The sequence below is a fragment of the Agrobacterium sp. T29 genome (genome assembly GCF_006970545.1).
Classification (GTDB): domain Bacteria; phylum Pseudomonadota; class Alphaproteobacteria; order Rhizobiales; family Rhizobiaceae; genus Agrobacterium; species Agrobacterium leguminum.
Genome location: NZ_CP040640.1, coordinates 374,851 through 393,839 on the forward strand (window position 1 = coordinate 374,851; position 18,989 = coordinate 393,839).

Annotated in this window: 15 protein-coding genes; 11 read left to right on the forward strand and 4 right to left on the reverse strand. The window is 62.3% G+C overall.

The window, feature by feature from the left end; all coding sequences use genetic code 11:
- The first annotated feature begins 200 nt into the window (after window positions 1–200).
- Window positions 201–3,230, forward strand: coding sequence for an isoleucine--tRNA ligase (ileS, locus tag FGF54_RS01845; RefSeq protein ID WP_142778768.1), 3,030 nt, complete (start codon window positions 201–203; stop codon window positions 3,228–3,230).
- 201 nt (window positions 3,231–3,431) lie between these two features.
- Entirely contained in the window at window positions 3,432–4,076 is a 645-nt protein-coding gene (locus FGF54_RS01850; protein ID WP_065654364.1) for a hypothetical protein, read from the forward strand.
- A 50-nt stretch (window positions 4,077–4,126) separates the two neighbouring features.
- Here the strand turns inward: FGF54_RS01850 and FGF54_RS01855 are convergent, their stop codons facing one another.
- Window positions 4,127–4,585 (reverse strand): nucleoside deaminase, encoded by a 459-nt coding sequence (locus tag FGF54_RS01855; RefSeq protein ID WP_059760756.1) that lies wholly within the window; start codon window positions 4,583–4,585, stop codon window positions 4,127–4,129.
- Between the two features lie 71 nt (window positions 4,586–4,656).
- Between FGF54_RS01855 and FGF54_RS01860 the strand changes: the two genes are divergently transcribed.
- From FGF54_RS01860 to FGF54_RS01870, 3 genes are all read left to right on the forward strand, one after another.
- A complete protein-coding gene (locus FGF54_RS01860; RefSeq protein ID WP_142778769.1) occupies window positions 4,657–6,579 on the forward strand; it encodes a pseudouridine synthase in 1,923 nt (640 codons plus the stop codon).
- Window positions 6,560–7,117 (forward strand): 16S rRNA (guanine(966)-N(2))-methyltransferase RsmD, encoded by a 558-nt coding sequence (gene rsmD, locus FGF54_RS01865; protein ID WP_035259743.1) that lies wholly within the window; start codon window positions 6,560–6,562, stop codon window positions 7,115–7,117. Before FGF54_RS01860 ends, rsmD begins: the two co-directional genes overlap by 20 nt.
- Window positions 7,118–7,305: 188 nt before the next feature.
- Window positions 7,306–8,232, forward strand: coding sequence for a patatin-like phospholipase family protein (locus tag FGF54_RS01870; RefSeq protein WP_142778770.1), 927 nt, complete (start codon window positions 7,306–7,308; stop codon window positions 8,230–8,232).
- Between the two features lie 174 nt (window positions 8,233–8,406).
- Here FGF54_RS01870 and FGF54_RS01875 read toward each other — a convergent pair whose 3' ends face one another.
- Window positions 8,407–10,239, reverse strand: a complete 1,833-nt coding sequence (locus tag FGF54_RS01875) for a monovalent cation:proton antiporter-2 (CPA2) family protein (protein ID WP_142778771.1) — start codon at window positions 10,237–10,239, stop codon at window positions 8,407–8,409.
- Between the two features lie 116 nt (window positions 10,240–10,355).
- Between FGF54_RS01875 and FGF54_RS01885 the strand changes: the two genes are divergently transcribed.
- The 6 genes from FGF54_RS01885 to lpxK all read left to right on the forward strand — a co-directional run bounded on the left by FGF54_RS01885 (window position 10,356) and on the right by lpxK (window position 16,369).
- Window positions 10,356–11,702, forward strand: a complete 1,347-nt coding sequence (locus FGF54_RS01885) for a TldD/PmbA family protein (protein WP_003522934.1) — start codon at window positions 10,356–10,358, stop codon at window positions 11,700–11,702.
- 93 nt (window positions 11,703–11,795) lie between these two features.
- Window positions 11,796–12,602 carry a 3'(2'),5'-bisphosphate nucleotidase CysQ gene (locus tag FGF54_RS01890; RefSeq protein ID WP_142778774.1) on the forward strand — a complete coding sequence of 269 codons (807 nt, stop codon included), beginning with the start codon at window positions 11,796–11,798 and terminating at the stop codon, window positions 12,600–12,602.
- 61 nt (window positions 12,603–12,663) lie between these two features.
- Complete coding sequence (locus FGF54_RS01895; protein ID WP_003521023.1) at window positions 12,664–12,903, forward strand: DUF4170 domain-containing protein; 240 nt, start codon at window positions 12,664–12,666, stop codon at window positions 12,901–12,903.
- Window positions 12,904–13,119: 216 nt separating this feature from the next.
- Window positions 13,120–14,442: a lipid IV(A) 3-deoxy-D-manno-octulosonic acid transferase gene (gene waaA, locus FGF54_RS01900; protein ID WP_127756293.1), complete on the forward strand. Its 1,323-nt coding sequence runs from the start codon at window positions 13,120–13,122 to the stop codon at window positions 14,440–14,442.
- Window positions 14,436–15,173 carry an HAD family hydrolase gene (locus FGF54_RS01905; protein ID WP_142778776.1) on the forward strand — a complete coding sequence of 246 codons (738 nt, stop codon included), beginning with the start codon at window positions 14,436–14,438 and terminating at the stop codon, window positions 15,171–15,173. The genes waaA and FGF54_RS01905 overlap by 7 nt, the downstream gene beginning before the upstream one ends.
- 149 nt (window positions 15,174–15,322) lie before the next feature.
- Entirely contained in the window at window positions 15,323–16,369 is a 1,047-nt protein-coding gene (lpxK, locus tag FGF54_RS01910; protein ID WP_142778778.1) for a tetraacyldisaccharide 4'-kinase, read from the forward strand.
- 193 nt (window positions 16,370–16,562) lie between these two features.
- Here lpxK and FGF54_RS01920 read toward each other — a convergent pair whose 3' ends face one another.
- The gene (locus FGF54_RS01920) at window positions 16,563–16,784 is read right to left on the reverse strand and encodes a DUF2093 domain-containing protein (RefSeq protein ID WP_020809536.1); all 222 of its coding nucleotides are present in this window, start codon (window positions 16,782–16,784) and stop codon (window positions 16,563–16,565) included.
- A 139-nt stretch (window positions 16,785–16,923) separates the two neighbouring features.
- The gene (gene mutL, locus FGF54_RS01925) at window positions 16,924–18,756 is read right to left on the reverse strand and encodes a DNA mismatch repair endonuclease MutL (protein WP_142780096.1); all 1,833 of its coding nucleotides are present in this window, start codon (window positions 18,754–18,756) and stop codon (window positions 16,924–16,926) included.
- Between the last annotated feature and the right edge of the window lie 233 nt (window positions 18,757–18,989).

Below are 18,989 nucleotides of genomic sequence, written 5' to 3' on the forward strand. Positions count from 1 at the left end.
CAACCGGCCATGTCCCAATACCGGTTGATGTTCAAAACTCAGATTGGCCGAATTATTGGCCCGGCCTTCCGCCCGCTCTGACGAGCCGGAAGGTCCGGGATTTTGGCGCTTGTCATGACTTTGGTCATGGCGCTTTCCGTATTTGCCCTCTTTGAAATTGAGACGGCGCGACCGACACGGCGCGCAACAACGGTACGATTATGAGCGACACCGCAGAAAAACTGGATTACTCCGCCACCCTCTATCTGCCGCAGACGGATTTTCCGATGCGCGCCGGCCTGCCGCAGAAGGAACCGGAAACGGTCAAGCGCTGGCAGGAAATGGGCCTCTACAAACGCCTGCGCGCCTCCGCCGCCGGCCGCGAAAAATTCGTGCTGCATGACGGCCCGCCCTATGCCAATGGCAATATCCACATCGGCCATGCGCTGAACAAGATCCTGAAAGACGTCATCACCCGCTCGTTCCAGATGCGCGGTTATGATGCCAATTACGTTCCGGGCTGGGATTGCCACGGTCTGCCGATCGAATGGAAGATCGAGGAAGCCTATCGCGCCAGGGGCAAGAACAAGGACGAGGTTCCGGTCAACGAATTCCGCAAGGAATGCCGTGACTTCGCGGCCGGCTGGATCAAGGTTCAGTCAGAAGAGTTCAAGCGCCTCGGCATCGAGGGCGACTTTGAAAATCCCTATACGACGATGAACTTCCACGCCGAAGCCCGCATCGCCGGCGAACTGCTGAAGATCGCCCGCACCGGCCAGCTTTATCGCGGCTCGAAGCCCATCATGTGGTCGGTGGTCGAGCGCACGGCGCTGGCGGAAGCCGAAGTCGAATATGCCGATGTCGAGAGCGACATGATCTGGGTGAAGTTCCCGGTGGCAAAGCTCGAATATGACGAGCAGACCATCAACTCTCTATCATTCGATTTGGGTCTTCGTCCCGAATACGAAGATGAGAAAGCTGATATCGTCGATTATGCTGTCCAGGAGGCTCTCGATAAAACCCGCCGGCATCTCGATGAGTTGCGGGGCGCGTCAGTGGTCATCTGGACCACCACGCCGTGGACCATCCCTGGCAACCGCGCCATCGCGTTCTCTTCGCGGGTCGAATATGGCCTCTACGAAGTGGAAAGCGCGCAGAACGATTTCGGTCCGCAGCCGGGCGAAAAGCTGATCTTCGCCAAGAAGCTCGCCGATGAGGCCGCAGCCAAGGCAAAGCTGACCTTCAAGCTCGTTCGCGACGTGAAAACCGAAGAGCTGGCCGCCATCACCTGCGCCCATCCTTTGGCGTCGCTTGGCTACGATTTCCCGGTCCCGCTTCTCGAAGGCGATCACGTCACCGACGATGCCGGTACGGGCTTCGTGCACACCGCGCCGAGCCATGGCCGTGAGGACTTTGACGTCTGGACCGCGCATCAGCGTGAGCTGGAAGCGCGCGGCGTTTCGTCGGCCATCCCGTTCCCTGTTGGCGATGACGGTTTCTACACCGAAGACGCCCCCGGTTTCGGTCCGTCCGCCGAAGGCGGCGCTGCCCGCGTCATGGACGATAACGGCAAGAAGGGCGATGCCAATGACCGCGTCATCAAGGCGCTGATCGCGGAAAACAACCTGTTTGCCCGTGGCCGCCTGAAGCACAGCTACCCGCATAGCTGGCGCTCCAAGAAGCCGGTCATCTTCCGCAACACGCCGCAATGGTTCGTCTATATGGACAAGGAACTGGGCGACGGCACCACGCTGCGCTCGCGTTCGCTGAGCGCTATCGACGACACCCGCTTCGTTCCGGCTTCCGGCCAGAACCGCCTGCGCGCCATGATCGAAGGCCGGCCCGACTGGGTCCTGTCGCGCCAGCGCAGCTGGGGCGTGCCGATCGCCGTCTTCGCCGATGAGAAGGGTGAGGTCCTGATCGATGAGGCCGTCAACGCCCGCATCCTCGAGGCCTTCGAGGCCGAAGGTGCAGATGCCTGGTTCGCCGAAGGCGCCAAGGAACGTTTCCTCGGCAATGACCACGACCATGCCCGCTGGCAGCAGGTCATGGACATTCTCGACGTCTGGTTTGACAGCGGCTGCACCCACACCTTCACGCTGGAAGACCGCCCGGACATGAAGTGGCCGGCGGATGTCTATCTGGAAGGTTCCGACCAGCATCGCGGCTGGTTCCACTCGTCGCTGCTCGAAAGCTGCGCGACGCGCGGCCGCGCGCCCTATAATGCCGTTGTCACCCATGGTTTTACCATGGATGAGAAGGGCGAGAAGATGTCCAAGTCCAAGGGCAACGTCGTCTCGCCGCAGGAAGTCATGAAGGACGCCGGCGCGGATATCCTGCGCCTGTGGGTCATGACCACGGATTATTGGGAAGACCAGCGCCTCGGCAAGGCCATCATCCAGACCAATGTCGATGCCTATCGCAAGCTGCGCAACACCATCCGCTGGATGCTCGGCACGCTCGCCCATTACAAGGGCGAGGAGATCGCCTATGACGATCTGCCGGAGCTGGAGAAGCTCGTGCTGCACCGCCTGTCCGAACTGGATGGCGTCGTGCGTGAAGGCTATGACGGCTTCGAGTTCAAGAAGATCGCCCGCGCGCTGGTGGATTTCGCCAATGTCGAGCTTTCGGCCTTCTATTTCGATATCCGCAAGGACACGCTTTATTGCGACGCGCCGTCGTCGCTGAAGCGCCGGGCGGCCCTGTCGGTCATCGCGAAGCTATTCGATTGCCTCGTCTCGTGGCTCGCGCCCATGCTGCCCTTCACCACCGAAGAGGCGTGGCTTTCGCGCTACCCGGATGCGGAATCGGTGCATCTCGTCCAGTTCCCGGAAATCCCGGCCGAGTGGAAGAACGATGCGCTGGAAGCGAAGTGGGAAAAAATCCGCAAGGTCCGCACGGTCGTGACAGGCGCGCTGGAAGTCGAACGTCGTGAAAAGCGCATCGGCTCCTCGCTTGAGGCAGCCCCTGTCGTGCACATCGCCGACGCCGATCTTCTGGCGGCGCTGAAGGGGCAGGATTTCGCCGAAATCTGCATCACCTCGGCCATCTCGGTGGTGGGCGATGAAGGCCCGACCGATGGCTTCCGCCTGCCGGAAGTGGCAAAGGTCGTGGTCGAGCAGAAGCTGGCGGAAGGCGCAAAATGCGCCCGTTCCTGGCGCATCACCACCGATGTCGGTTCCGATCCGGCCTATCCGGAGGTTTCCGCCCGCGATGCGGCCGCGCTGCGAGAGCTTGCAGCCCTCGGATAATCCGAAGCTGCGCATCGTTCCTGTCGAAACCCGATTCCGGGTTTCGGGCCGATGCGCGATGAAAATGACCGGATGAATTGCGCTTTGCCTCTTCATCCGGTACACCTGCCTGAAAATGGCCGGATTTGCACGGCAATGCGGGCTGCCGCCTGCCGAAAGACGATGTCTGGCGAAGTGGGACGGACGGCTGGAAGGGTTTCAATGAAGACGATGCAGGGTAATGCGCAGGGTTTGGGCATGTTTCGCACGGTTGTTGGCATCACGACGATAGGCGTGTTGCTTGGCGCGTGCACGAGCCCGACCTACGGCACGGGCAAGACGGCGGCGGAACAGCTTGTCGACGATCTTGGCAACGCGACCTCGATCACCGGCAATGACCAGGAAAAGCGCAACCTGAAATACAGCCCCCGCCCGGGCCTCGTCGTTCCTGCTCAGGCCCGTGCCGAACAGTTGGCCACGCCGCAGCAGAACATGGCAAGCCGCGAAAACAATCCGCAATGGGTCGAATCGCCGGAAGAAACCCGCGAACGCCTGCGCGAAGAGGCGGATGCCAACAAGAACAACCCGCATTATCGCTCGCCGCTGCTCGCAGGCAACGGCACCGCAGGCCAGATGACCGAAACCCAGAAATGGGAAGCCTTCCGCAAGGCCAAGGCTGAAGCCCAGGGCGGCTCCGTCGTCAACGCCCAGCGCAGGTTCCTCACCGATCCGCCGGCTGAATATCGCAGCGTTCCGCAGGATCAGCTGACCGATCTCGGCGAACCGGAGCTGAAGAAGGAAAAGCGCCGCAAGAAAGAAGCGGCCGTGGCAAACACCGGCAAGAGCTGGTGGAACCCCTTCCAGTAATAACGAATGGCTGATGGCCTGCGGGAAAGCTTGCGTCTCCCGCCGGCCGCTCAATCGTCGAGACGTTTCTCGCGGAAAAATTGCCGCAGGATTTCCGCACTTTCGCTTTCCGCCAGTCCCGAATAGACATCCGGCGCATGGTGGCATGTCGGCTGGCTGAAGAAACGCACGCCACTCTCCACTGCGCCGCCCTTCGGGTCTCGCGCGCCGTAATAGAGCCGGCGGATACGGGCGAATGAAATCGCCGCCGCGCACATGGTGCAGGGCTCCAGTGTCACGTAGAGATCGGCGCCGGGCAGGCGTTCCTGCTCCAGCGCTTCGCAGGCCATGCGGATCACGGCGATTTCGGCGTGAGCCGTCACATCGTTCAATTCACGGGTGCGATTGCCGGAACGGGCGATGACGCGGCCGTCCATAACCAGTACCGCGCCGATCGGAACCTCCTGCCGCTTAGCCGCGGCACGGGCTTCCGAAAGCGCCAGCTCCATGAAATGCGTCCTTTCGGCCATTGCGTTTCAATTTCCTCTTAACCCTTGTGCTTGGACCTGATAGGACAGCCCAAACAACAGGCAAACAGCAAATGACTTTTAAAGACAAGCCGAAGCGTGACGGCGGCAAGACATTTAGCCGCGACAGGAAGCCGAAAGGCCCCGGCAAGCCCGCCGCAGAGCGCGAAAAGAAACCGACCGAGGCAAAGGCCGCCCCGGTGCCGGAAACCGTTGGCGCTTCCAAGCCCGAGCGCATTTCCAAGATCATGGCGCGCGCAGGCGTCGCCTCGCGCCGCGATGTCGAGCGCATGATCATGGAAGGCCGCGTGTCGCTGAACGGCGTCAAGCTGGATACGCCGGTGGTGAACGCCACGCTGTCCGACAAGATCGAAGTCGACGGTATGCCGATTCGCGGCGCCGAGCGCACGCGCCTGTGGCTTTACCACAAGCCCGCTGGTCTGGTGACGACCAACTCCGACCCGGAAGGCCGTCCGACCGTTTTCGACAATCTGCCCGGTGAACTGCCGCGCGTTCTGTCCATCGGCCGCCTCGATATCAATACCGAAGGCCTGCTGCTGCTCACCAACGATGGCGGACTTTCCCGCGTGCTGGAACTGCCGACCACCGGCTGGCTGCGCCGCTACCGCGTGCGCGCCCATGGCGAGGTCGATCAGGCCGCACTCGACAAGCTGAAGGAAGGCATTGCCGTCGACGGCGTGCTCTACGGCGCAATCGACGCCACGCTCGACCGCACCCAGGGCCACAATGTCTGGATCAGCATGGGCCTGCGTGAAGGCAAGAACCGTGAGATCAAGAACGTGCTCGGCGCGCTCGGTCTCGAGGTCAACCGCCTGATCCGCGTTTCCTACGGTCCGTTCCAGCTTGGCGATCTCGCTGAAGGCAAGGTGCTGGAAGTGCGCGGCCGCATGCTGCGCGACCAGCTCGGCCCGCGTCTGATCGAACAGGCCGGCGCCAATTTCGACGCGCCGATCTACAATGCGCCCGTTGAGGATGAAGAAGACGACGCGCCGAAGCGGCCGGTGAAATCCGAATGGGCGAAAAGCGATGCGCCGGAAGGCAAGCCGCGCTTCGAAAAGAGCGGCAAGTCCGAGGATCGTCGTGAAAAGGCGCTCGGCCGTCTCGACACCAAGCGCGGCGACAAGCCGGCCGGCAAGTTCGGCTCCAAGCCCGCCGGGAAATTTGCCGCCAAGGGCCGCAGCGAGGATGAAGGCGAAGACCGCCGCCCACGCCAGGCCGCCGGCACCAGCCGTACGGCCAATGTCTGGATGGCGCCCGGTGCAAGGCCCACCCGCGACGGCAAGGAGCGCAAGTCTTCCGCCCGCGCGGAAGCCGAAAACCTCTTCAAGAAGCCTTCCGCCCAGGACGAAGCGCGGCGCAATGTCGTGCGGCATGCGGATGCCGAGGGCGAGTGGATCCGTTCGGATTCCCCCCGCGAAGAAGAAGCTGGTCGCGGACGCGGCGACCGTCCGCGTGGCGAAAAGAGTTTTGGTGATCGTGGTGGACGCGGCGGAAAGCCGTTCGGCGACCGGCCATTCCGCGACAAGCCGCGTGAAGATGGGGACCGCCCGCGCAGCGACCGTCCGCGCGGTGAAAAGAGCTTCGGCGACCGCCCGGCACGCGGCGGCAAACCTTTCGGCGACCGGCCGTTCCGTGACAAGCCGCGCGAAGAGGGCGACCGCCCGCGCAGCGACCGCCCACGTGGCGAAAAACCTTTCGGTGACCGTCCGTTCCGCGACAGGCCCCGTGAAGACGGTGACCGCCCGCGCGGCGAGCGCCCGGCGGGAGACAAGCCCCGTGGCGGCAAGCCGGCCGGTAAATCCGGATTCGGCAAGCCATCGTTCGGAAAATCGGGCGAACGTGGTGAACGTTCGGGTTTCTCAGGCAAAAGCAAAGGCCCCGGTGGTCCCGGCGGCGGCAAGCCGGGCGGCAAAGGCCCGGGTGGCAAACCTTCTGGAGGCAGGGGAATGACACGTAATGCGGATCGTAGGCGGTGAGTTCCGCGGCCGGAGTTTGGCCGCGCCGAAATCGAATTCCATTCGTCCGACCATCGACAGGACGCGGGAAAGCCTCTTCAATATTCTGAGCCATGCCTATCCGGAAAGTCTGGATGGCACGCGCGTTCTGGACGTTTTCGCCGGAACCGGTGCGGTCGGTCTGGAGGCGCTTTCGCGTGGCTGTCGCGTGGCGCTCTTCGTCGAAAACGGCGTGGAGGGCAGGGGGCTGCTCTGGGAAAATATCGATGCGCTGGGTCTGCATGGCCGCGCCCGCATTCTGCGGCGTGACGCCACCAAGCTCGGCGGCGTCAACAATATCGAGCCCTTCGATCTTCTCTTCGCCGATCCGCCCTATGGCTACGGCCATGGGGAAAAGGCTTTCGCGGCCGCCCATGGCGGCGGCTGGCTGAACCCCGGCGCGCTCGCCATTCTCGAAGAGCGCGGCGATGTGACGGTCAAGGTCGATCCGGTTTTCAAACCGCTCGAAAGCCGCATCTTCGGCGATACGAAAATGCATTTCTACCGTTACGAGCCCTAAAGCATTTCCAGGAAAACTGGAGCTCGGTTTTCCGTCCGGAAATGCGACAGAACAAAGAGTTAGAGTGTTTTCGCGATTCGAAGAAAAGCGAAAACACTCTAACAGGAACACCTTCCCGTCACGCCACGGTCTTGTCTTGTTTGCGCAATAGGCAGAGTCTTTGCCGTGGAAAGAATTTGGGTATTCGCATGGAGCAGGGTGTAAACGAGAGCATAACGATCGTCCGCGCCGGGGAAGAGGTTCTCGAAGGTGACGGCGCGGGCGGCCATGAGCCGACTTTCGGACTGGCGCTCGGCGGCGGCGGCGCACGCGGCATCTGCCACATCAACGTCATCGAGGCGCTGGACGAACTCGGCATCCGGCCCGTGGCGATTTCCGGTTCGTCCATTGGCTCCATCATCGGCGCGGGCATGGCGGCCGGCATGACCGGCCGGGAAATCCGTGAATACACGCTTGAACTGATGGGACGAAAAGGCTCGGTCGCCAACCGGCTCTGGAGCCTCGGCCCGGCATCGATGCGCCATGCGGTGGACGGTTTTCGCCTCGGGCAGTTCAACCTCGAACTCATCCTGCACGCCCTGATGCCGCAGGCTCTGCCGAAGGATTTTTCCGAGCTTGCCATTCCGCTCAAAGTGATAACCACGGATTATTACGCCCAGACCGAAGTGGTGGTGGAACGCGGCGAGATCATCCAGGCGCTGGCCGCATCTGCCGCCATTCCCGCATTGTTCATGCCGGTGCGTATCGATGGCCGCATCATGATCGACGGCGGCATTTTTAATCCGGTGCCCTATGAGCATCTGCTGGACCGCGCCGATATCGTCATCGGCGTCGATGTCGTCGGCGGCCCGGAAGGCGACGGAACCACCATGCCGAACCGGCTGGACAGCCTCTTCGGCGCCAGCCAGCTGATGATGCAGGCGGCGATTGCCCTGAAACTGCGGTTACGTCCGCCGCATATTTTCCTGCGCCCGCCCGTGCACCGTTTCGGTGTGCTGGATTTCCTGAAGTCCGAAGAGGTGCTGAACGCATCGGCCGGTATCAAGGACGATCTGAAACGGCAGATCGACATGCAGGTGGAACTGTTTCACCGCGGGCAGGGCGTGGAGGCGTGATAAGTGAGGCGAGTTTTCTTCTCCCCGAGGGGGAGAAGGTGGCCCAAAGGGCCGGATGAGGGGGCACCCTCTCCGAATATCGCTATCCTTGCCCCTCATCCCGCTGCCGCGGACTTCTCCCCGGCGGGGAGAAGAAACAAGCGGTGCGCTTCCAGTCACTAAGTTGAACGCAATTTACAGCGAAACTTCCGTCTCGCTGTCCTCCGCTTCCTCTTCTTCTTCTTCCCACTTTTCCGCCTTGGTCTTCGGCTTCATCAGCGGTTCGGGCTTCACCTCGCGCACCGGCTTGTTGTGCAGCATCTGCCGGCCGGCGGCGAGGCCTTCCACGGCCTGTAGCTGAAGCCGCTCCTCGTCGCGTTCGCGAATGTCGTCGGCAATCGCCAGCGCCCTTTCACCATCCATATCCAGCCCCTCCAGAATGCGCCTGCCGAACAGCAGGCCCGATTCCAGCGTTTCGCGGATTTCATATTCCACGCCCTTTTTCCTGAGGTCGAGGGAATGCACGCGGTCATAGGAGCGGGCATAGATGCGCACGCTCGGAAATTCCGACTGGATCATGTCGATGATACGGTCGGTCACCTCCTTCTTGTGGGTGCAGACCGCAACGAGATCGGCCCGCTCGATGCCGGCGGCGATCAGCACGTCCTTGCGGGTGCCATCGCCGAAAAAGATGCGGAAGCCGAAACGGGCGGCCTGCCGCACGCGGTCGGCGGAGCTGTCGATGACGGTCACGTCGCGCCCGCCGGCGAGAAGGATCTGCGAGGCGATCTGGCCGAAGCGGGAAAAGCCGATCATCAGCACATCCGCGCCCGCGCCGTCGAAATCCTCTTCCAGCTTGTCCTCTTCCGCATCCTCCGCCGTCAGCCGGCGTGAAATCACCGCCAGAAGCGGCGTCAGCGCCATGGAAAGCGTGACGACGGCAACGAGGATTGAGGCCGTCGCCTGCGGAAACAGCCCGGAGGCGGCAGCCGTGGTGAAGAGCACGAAGCCGAATTCGCCGCCCTGCGCCAGCAGCAGCGCGATGCGGCTCGATGCATAACGCGACGAGCCGGCGATGCGGCAGAGACCATAGATCAGCGCCGCCTTCACCGCCATCATCGCCGGCACGGCGATCAGGATGAGCAGAATATGCTCATAGACGATATGGATATGCAGCGACATGCCGACCGCCATGAAGAACAGCGCCAGAAACAGGCCGCGAAACGGCTCGATATCGGCTTCCAGCTCATGCCGGTAGGAGGATTCCGACAGCATCAGCCCCGCCAGCAGCGCGCCCATGCCCATCGACAAGCCCACCGCCTCCATGATGGCGGCGGCGCCGATGACAACGAAGAGGGCGGCGGCGATCATCACCTCCCTTGCACCGGTGCGGGCGATGATCTGGAACATCGGCGTCAGAAGATACCGCCCGGCCAGCACCATGCCGGCCACGGCAACGACGGAGGCGATGAGATCGGACACCATCGAATCCGTCGGCACATCCGGCCGGTTGGAAAGAATGGTGACGAGGGCGAGAAGCGGCACGATGGCGAGGTCCTGAAACAGCAGGATCGAGAAGGACCGGTTGCCGTGCCGCGTATTCATGTCGCCGTCATCGGCAAGGATTTGCAGCGCAAAGGCGGTGGAGGAAAGCGCAAGGCCGAAACCGGCGACGAGACTGCCGCGCCAGTCGATCAGCCCTGCCCACCAGGCAATGGCCGCCAGCACGCTGCCCGTCACCAGCACCTGCGCCATCCCCAGCCCTAAAATATCGCGCCGCATCTGCCAGATGCGCGACGGCTTCAGTTCGAGACCGATGATGAAGAGCAGGAAAACCACGCCCAGTTCCGAGACGTTGAAGATGTCCTTCGCATCCGTGACCAGATGCAGGAACGGCCCGATGATGATGCCCGCCACCAGATAACCGAGCACGGTGCCGAGCCCCAGCTTGCGGAAAACCGAGGCCGCGATGACCGCGCCGGCCAGAAGCAGCAGGGGTTCGGAAAAGAGAGCGTCGTGCTCGGTCATGCGGGCGGACTTTCGAATAGGGTGGCGACAAAACCGTCCGAATGGAGAAAGCGGCGTTTCGCCCTTGATGCGGGGTTCTTGGCACAATAAATGGAACAGGAATGAAAGGCCAACTCATGTCCTCAGAAATAGATTCTTCCAAACTTCTCGATCGCGCCAGCCAGCTTGTCGATCTTGCCCGCGCCGCCGGCGCAGATGAGGCGGATGCCGTTGTCGTCCGCTCCCGCTCGCAATCGGTCGGCGTACGGCTCGGCAAGGTGGAAAGCACCGAATCCTCCGAAAGCGATGATTTTTCCCTGCGCGTCTTCGTTGGCCGCCGGGTGGCGAGCGTTTCGGCCAATCCGGGCTTCGACCTGAAGACCTTGGCGGAACGGGCGGTGGCTATGGCCAAGGTTTCGCCGGAAGACCCCTTTGCCTGCCTTGCGGACAAGGAACGGTTGGCCACTTCCTATGACGATCTTCAGCTTTTCGATGCGACGGAAGTGTCGGCCGATCAGCTGCGTGAGGCAGCCCTTGCTTCGGAAGAGGCAGCGCTGGCCGTCAAGGGCGTTAGCAATTCCTCCGGCGCCGGTGCATCGAGCGGCATGGGCGGCCTCGTCCTTGCCACATCCCACGGTTTTTCCGGCAGCTATATGGGCAGCCGCTTCAGCCGTTCCGTCAGCGTCATCGCCGGCGAAGGCACGAAGATGGAGCGCGACTACGATTTCGACAGCCGCCTTTATTATGCCGATCTCGATGCCGCCGAAGAAATCGGCCGCCGCGCCGGTGAAAAAGTCGTGCGCCGTGTCGGTCCGCGTCAGGTCGATACCGGCAGCAACATTACCGTGGTTTTCGATCCACGCATCGCCCGCGGTTTTGTCGGCGCGATTGCCGGCGCCATCAACGGCGCGTCGGTTGCCCGCAAGACCAGCTTCCTGCGCGACAAAATGGGCCAGCAGGTTCTGAAAAAGGGCCTTTATCTCACCGACGATCCGCAGATCGTGCGCGGCCCGTCCTCGCGTCCCTTCGATGGCGAGGGCGTGCGCGGCGAGAAGATGACGATGATCGAGGACGGAGTTCTCAAGCACTGGTTCCTGTCCACCTCGGCGGCGCGGGAGCTTGGCCTTGAAACCAATGGTCGCGGCGTGCGCGGCGGCACGGCGGTTTCGCCGGCCTCCACCAATCTGGCGCTGGAGCCGGGCGATCTCTCGCCGGAGGACCTGCTGAGACAGGTCGGAACCGGCTTTTACGTCACCGAGCTGATCGGCCACGGCGCCAATATGATCACGGGTGAATATAGCTGCGGCGCGAGCGGTTTCTGGATCGAGAACGGCGAAAAGACCTTCGCGGTTTCCGAGGTCACCATCGCCTCGAACCTGAAGGACATGTTCATGCGGGTCACGCCGGCTAATGACATCGACCGCAAATACGGCGTCGCCGCCCCGACGCTCGCCATCGAAGGCATGACGATCGCGGGCAAGTGAGACGGCCTGCGGGTTGTTTTCGCCGGCACTTTGTGTGCAAGTGCGAAGAGAAAAACAGGCGCGCCGTGTGAGGCGCGCGGAAAAGACGGCAAAATGAACGATATGGCTGAGGCCCGCTGGGCCTCCGATCTGAGGCTGGTCCTCGAAGCCGCCCGCAAGGCGGGCGAGACGGCCCTCGGTTTCTTCCGCAAGGATCCCGAGGTCTGGTGGAAGAATGGCGGGCTTTCGCCGGTCAGCGCGGCCGACTACGCCGCCAATGAAATCCTCGAAACCATCCTGCGCTCCGCCCGGCCGGAATACGGCTGGCTTTCCGAAGAGACGGATGACGATACGGACCGCCTTTCCCGTTCCACCGTCTTCGTTGTCGATCCCATCGATGGCACCCGCGCCTTCATCGGCGGCCGGGATACCTGGTGCGTCAGCGTCGCGGTGGTGCATGAGGGGCGGCCGGTGGCCGCGGCCCTTGTCGCCCCGGCGCTTGCCGAGGAGTTCACCGCATTTGAAGGCGGAGAAGCGCTGAAAAACGGTGCGCCCGTTTTGGCCGCGCGCGAAAACGCCGGCATCTTCCATCTGGCGGCGCCCGAAGACGTGATCGCGCATCTGCCGGAAGAGGTGCGGGGCGGCGTCAAGCGCATTCCGCACGTGCCCTCGCTCGCCTACCGGCTGGCCATGGTGGCTGATGGCCGCATCGACGGAACGCTGGTCAAGGCCAACTCGCACGAGTGGGATCTCGCCGCCGCCGACCTCATTCTGGAGAAGGCCGGCGGCCGGCTGGTCGGGCTGGATGGAAAACCTCTGATGTATAATCGCCGGCAGGTGAACCACCCCGCATTGTGCGCCGCAGCAGATTATGCGCTGCCTGCACTTTTGAAAGCGTTTTCACATCTGTCTGACAGTTGACGTTTGCCGGGAAATCCCGCAGATGAATGCCTCTCTCAGAGTTTAAGAAAGAGACAAAGACATGACGGAATCTGGCAAACAGAAACAGCTGCTGCACCTCGTATTCGGCGGCGAACTGGAAAACCTTCAGGATGTTCAGTTCCGGGATTTGAAGGCGCTCGATATCGTCGGTATCTATCCGGACTATGCTTCCGCGCTCACCGCATGGAAGTCCAAGGCGCAGATGACTGTCGATAACGCCCATATGCGTTATTTTATCGTGCATATGCACCGTCTTCTCAATCCGGACGACAAAATTTGAGTCCTTTTGCCCTTGCGTTGTAATACTATTGGGTGAAAGCGAGTTTTCCCGTGATTCCTGCGCGAGCGGCGCAGGCCGGGAATACCGGGGCGAGAAAATGTGATCGCGCTTTCGTTTCCGATGACAAAAAATGACGCAATTTGAGAAGAAGTAGGCGGCGATAACAACCAAAAACAGGGGAAGGGCATTGCGCGGAATGATCAAGGGCAGAATGTCATGAGCAGCCGTATCGCACGTTTCGCTCTTTCCGGTTACCGCATTGCCGGTATCGCCGCTTACCCGTTCGCGAAGCCCTATCTTTCCTACCGGGCGGCGAAGGGCAAGGAAGACAAGCGCCGTCGGCTCGAACGCTTCGGTTATGCCAGCGCCGAGCGCCCGCGCGGGCCGCTCGTCTGGTTCCATGCCGCAAGCGTGGGCGAAACGCTGGCGCTTATTCCGCTGATCCGCGAAATCCGCAAGCGCGATATCTTCGTTCTTTTGACCACCGGCACCGTCACGTCGGCCGAACTGACCCGCACGCGACTGGGCGACGATGTGATCCATCAATATGTGCCGCTCGATATCAAGATCGCGGTCAACCGTTTCCTGACCTACTGGGCGCCGGATGCCGCCATCACCGCTGAATCGGAAATCTGGCCGGTGACGATGATGGAGCTGGAACGCCGGCACATTCCGCAAATCCGGGTCAATGCACGTCTCTCCGACCGTTCCTTCGACCGCTGGAAAGCCCGGCATGACATTGCTGAATCGCTGTTTTCCAAGCTTGCGCTGGTGGTTGCGCAATCCGATGTCGATGCCGAACGCTTCCGCGATCTCGGCTCCTGGCCGGTGGTGATTTCAGGCAACCTCAAGGGCGACACCGACCCGCCGCCCTGCGACGAGGCGCTTCTGGAGAGCTATCGCAAGCAGGTCGGCAATCGCAAGACATGGGCCGCCATCTCCACTTTCGACGGCGAGGAGAAGGCTGCCGCCACCGTGCATGCGGCGATCAAGTCGCGCAATGGGCAACTGACCATCATCGTGCCGCGCCATCCCGAGCGTGGCGACGATGTCGAGGCGATGCTGAAGGGCATGAATCTTTCGGTCGCCCGCCGCAGCCGCAATGACGTGATCACCCCGGAAACCGATATTTTCCTCGGCGATTCCATCGGCGAAATGGGGCTTTATCTGCGTCTGACCGAGCTTGCCTTCGTCGGCCGCTCGCTGACGGCGGAAGGCGGGCAGAACCCGCTTGAGCCGGCCATGCTCGGCTGCGCCGTCCTGTCTGGCGCGCATGTGCAAAATTTCCGCGAGGCTTATCAGAAGCTGATCCGCGCCGGCGGCGGTCGTATCATCCGCGATGTGGAGATGCTGGCCAAGGCGGTGCACTATCTGCTGGTCAACGACAATGAGCGTTACAAGATGATCGATGCGGGCAACCGGGTCATTCAGGATATGCGCGGCGCGCTGTCCTCCACCGTCAAGGCGCTGGAACCCTATATCAACCCGCTCACCGTTTCCGCCAAGCTGCAACCGCGGAGCGCCATCGGTTCATGGTAGCGGATATCGAACTCAACGCGGCGCAATCGATCGCCGCAGTCCTTTTCGACAAGGACGGCACGCTTCTCGGCTATGACGCCAGCTGGGGTCCGGTGAACCGCGAACTTGCGGCGATTGCCGCCAAGGGCGATCCCGTTCTTGCCGACCGGCTTCTTTCCGCCTGCGGCATGGACCCCGTTACCGGTCATGTGGTGCCGGACAGCCTTCTGGCCGCCGGCAACACCGCGGAAATCGCCGCCGGTCTGGTTGCCGCCGGCTCGCCCTGCGATGTCGGGGAACTGACGGCGCGCCTCGACCGGTTGTTTACCGATGCGGCGGATAAATCCGTGCCGGTGACCGATCTCAAGGCGTTTTTCGCAAGGCTGAAGGCACGCGGCTACAAGCTCGGCATCGCCTCCAGCGACAATGAAAACTCCATCCGCCAGACGGCCATCCGCTTCGGTTTCGAAAAGGACGTCGATTTTGTCGCGGGATATGACAGCGGTTACGGCACCAAGCCGCAGCCCGGCATGGTTCTCGGTTTCTGCGAGGCGATAGGCTTTCCGCCGGAGCGTGTGGCGGTGGTCGGCGACAATAATCACGATCTGCATATGGCGAAGAATGCCGGTGCCGGTCTGCGCATCGCCGTTTTGACCGGAACAGGCTCGCGCGAAAGCCTCGGCGCCGATGCCGATTTTTGTTTCGACGACATCACCGCGCTCGAAGCGCTTTTGCCGGAACGGGCTCTCTGAACCCGGTGGAATTTCCACCGTGCCGGGTGCGGCTCCATCAAACCCGTTTATTCCATTTTTGCAATTTACGGTTTTTTCTGGCAAACAACCTCCTGACATGTGACGGGCGAACGGAATGCCGTGGGCGACGCGGCCGGGAGCGGGAATAGATGGTTTCTGAAGCGCCGCCGTTCTGGTGGCAGAAAGCGGGCTGGCAGGCGTGGCTCCTGTCTCCTTTCTCGCTTCTTTACGGCAAGATCGCCGGCCGGCGGATGCGAACGGCGAAGAGGGCAAGCGTTGCCGTTCCGGTCATCTGCATCGGCAACTTCACCGTGGGCGGCGCCGGCAAGACACCGACGGCGATGGCAATTGCGAGAGCCGCCGTCGCAAAGGGCCTGAAACCCGGATTTCTCAGCCGCGGTTACGGCGGCACGCTCGACGTCACTACCCTTGTCGATCCCGGACAGCACCGCTCGGCCGATGTCGGCGATGAGCCGCTGCTCCTGGCGCGAGAGGCGGTCACGGTCATTTCCCGCAAGCGCGTGGAAGGCGCGCACCGGCTGGTGAAGGAGGGCGTCGATCTCATCATCATGGATGACGGCTTTCAGAGCGCACGCCTGACGCTGGATTATGCGCTTGTCGTCGTCGATACGATGCGCGGCATCGGCAACGGCCATCTGGTGCCGGGCGGCCCGGTGAGGGCGCCGCTTGCCGAGCAGATGCGGCACATGACCGGGCTCCTGAAGGTCGGCAATGGCCATGCGGCCGATGCCCTGGTCCGGCAGGCGGCAAAGGCCGCCAAACCCGTTTTCGTGGCGGCGATCACGCCGCAGGAGCCGCAGGATTTCAGGGGAAGGCGCGTGCTGGCCTATGCGGGCATCGCCGACCCGGCCAAATTTTATCGAACCGTCGAGGCGCTCGGCGGCGACATCGTGCTGCAGCGCTCTTTCCCGGATCATCATCATTTCAGCGATGACGAAATTGCCGATCTTCTGCAGGACGCCGGCAAAGAGAACCTGCAACTGGTGACGACGGCCAAGGACGCGGTGCGGCTTAACGGGCACCACGGCCGGGCGGAAGAGTTGTTGTGGAACAGCCTGGTGATCGAAATCGACATGGTGTTCGACGACCCCAACGCGGCCGCGACGATCATCGATACGGCGGTGAGGAACTGCCGTGCGCGCCTGCTGCGGGACAATGCGCGGACGTCGGTTTAGAGTACGGAAGAAGATAAACCGCCGTGCACCCACTTCTCCTCATTCCTGTGCTTGTCACAGGAATCCAGTTGGCGCGCGCCTGCGTGGCGGAAAGAGTCCTCTCAGCCCAAGGACTTGGGCTGGCTGGATCCCTGTGACAAGCACAGGGATGAGAGGAGGCACACGCGCCATACTCAACGCGCCGCTTCCCAACTCACGCCGGCAAATTGCCAGCCTTCTTTTCGGCTTCCAGCGAAGCCGCCGCATCCACATAGGCCTCCTGCCGCGCCACGCTCCAGTAGCGCAGCTCATCGAGCGGAATGCTTTTGCCGGTGATGGCGCAGATGACGTGCGAGCCGGTCTGGACGATGCGGAAGTCACCGTCGAGATATTCGATGACGGCGAGGCGGTTGCCGCCTCCTTCAAATCTGTTCATCCGTTTTCGTCTCCTGCTCTGTCCCGTCAGGGCACCCAGTCCGAAACGGCGCAGCGTTTTCCTGAACAATTGGGTGCTCCAGTATCTCAAATTTATATAGCCCGGCGCGGCGCAAGGCCAGCCCCGCCTGCTTGCGGCGTCAGCTACGGCCGAAGAGCCGTTCTATATCGGAAAGTTTCAGTTCGATATAGGTCGGACGGCCGTGATTGCACTGGCCGGAACCCGGTGTGTTTTCCATCTGCCGCAGAAGCGCGTTCATCTCCTCCGGCCGCATGCGCCGGCCGGAACGCACGGAGCCGTGGCAGGCCATGGTGGCCGCGACATATTCCAGCTTGTTGGCAAGCGTTGAGGCCGCGTCCCATTCGGCAATCTCGTCGGCAAGCTGGCGCACCAGCCCCTGCACGTTGACCTCGCCCAGCATGGCGGGTGTTTCGCGAACGGCGACCGCGCCCGGCCCGAAACGCTCGATGACGAGGCCCAGCGCATCGAAACCGGCGGCGTGATCCATCAGCCGGTCGCAATCCTCTTCCGGCAGGTCGATGATTTCAGGGATGAGCAACACCTGCGAAGGCGGCCGCCTGGAATGCAGCGCATTGCGCATCTGTTCGAACACCAGCCGCTCATGCGCGGCATGCTGATCGACGATGACGAGGCCGTTTTCCGTCTGCGCGATGATGTAATTCTCGTGCAGCTGCGCCCGCGCGGCTCCGAGCGGATAAAGCACAGGTTCCGGCGAGGGGCTTGCGGCAGTCTCGTCAGTGTCCCGAGGCTCGGCCCGCGCCGTCGGCATGGTGATGTCGGAAAAGCGTGACTGCACCGCCTCTGCAAATTGCGCCCCGCCTGAAACCGCAAGCGGGCGGGAGGGCGAGGTGGCGGCGGACCATGGCGCGGGGGCTGCCATGGAAGGCGAGGGCCGGAGGCCGGATGGGCTGTAGCCGGGGCGGAAGGCGTTCATCATCTGGCTCGCACCCGTCGTTGCGGCCCTGTCGCCGTCACGCGTCAGCGCCTGCCGGATCGCGCCGACGATCAGCCCGCGAATGAGGCCGGGATCGCGAAAACGCACATCGGATTTTGCCGGGTGCACATTCACATCCACAAAGGCGGGATCGAGCGTGATGGACAGCACCGCGACCGGATATCGCCCATGCGGCACGGTTTCGGCATAGGCGCCGCGAATGGCGGATAAAAGCAGCTTATCCTGCACCGGGCGGCCATTGACGAAAACATATTGATGCGCCGAGTTGCCGCGATTGAAGGTCGGCACGCCGGCAAAACCGGTCAGCGTCACATCCTCGCGCCCGGCATCGATCTCGATGGCGTTGTCCTTGAATTCGGCACCGAGAATCTGCGCCATGCGGGCGAGATGGTCGTCGCCGGTCGAAGGGATTTCGAGCGTTGAGCGGTCGGTGCCGGAGAGCACGAAACGGATATGCGGAAAGGCGATCGCCATCCGTTTGACGACCTCGGTGATGGCGGCGGCCTCAGCCCGTTCCGTTTTCAGGAATTTCAACCGCGCCGGCGTGGCGAAGAACAGGTCGCGCACCTCGACGATGGTGCCGGCATTCGAGGCGGCGGGCCGCACATCGGACACCTTGCCGCCGGTGACGGAAATGACCGAGCCCTGTTCAGCGCCCTGTTGGCGGCTGGTGATTGTCAGCTTGGCGACGGAGCCGATGGAGGGCAGCGCCTCGCCGCGAAACCCGAGCGTGCGGATATCGTCCAGCGTATCGGAAATTTTCGAGGTGCAGTGACGCCTGACCGCAAGCTCCAGATCGGCCGGCGACATGCCGGAGCCGTTGTCGGTGATCCGCACCAGCCCCTTGCCGCCGCTCGCCGTGGCGATCTCGATCCGGGTCGCGCCCGCGTCGATGGCGTTTTCCACCAGTTCCTTCGTGGCGCTGGAGGGCCTTTCGATGACCTCGCCGGCGGCGATCTGGTTGATGAGGGTTTCTGAAAGCTGCTTGATGGCCATGATCGTCATTTTCGCGGATTCGCCGTGGCTTCGAAAGCAAAAAACTCGAGCTGCGGAAATTTGCACATGTTTTGCGGCCTGTCTGGCATTCGATCATTTCCGTCAACATGGCGTTAAGCGTTAATCCGCCTTTAATCGGCCTTGATTATGGTGAGGCGGCTTGAAATGACCGCAGGAACGGGGCCGCCTTCGCCGGGCGGTGTGTGACGTCGAATATGGGTGAGCGTCATCTT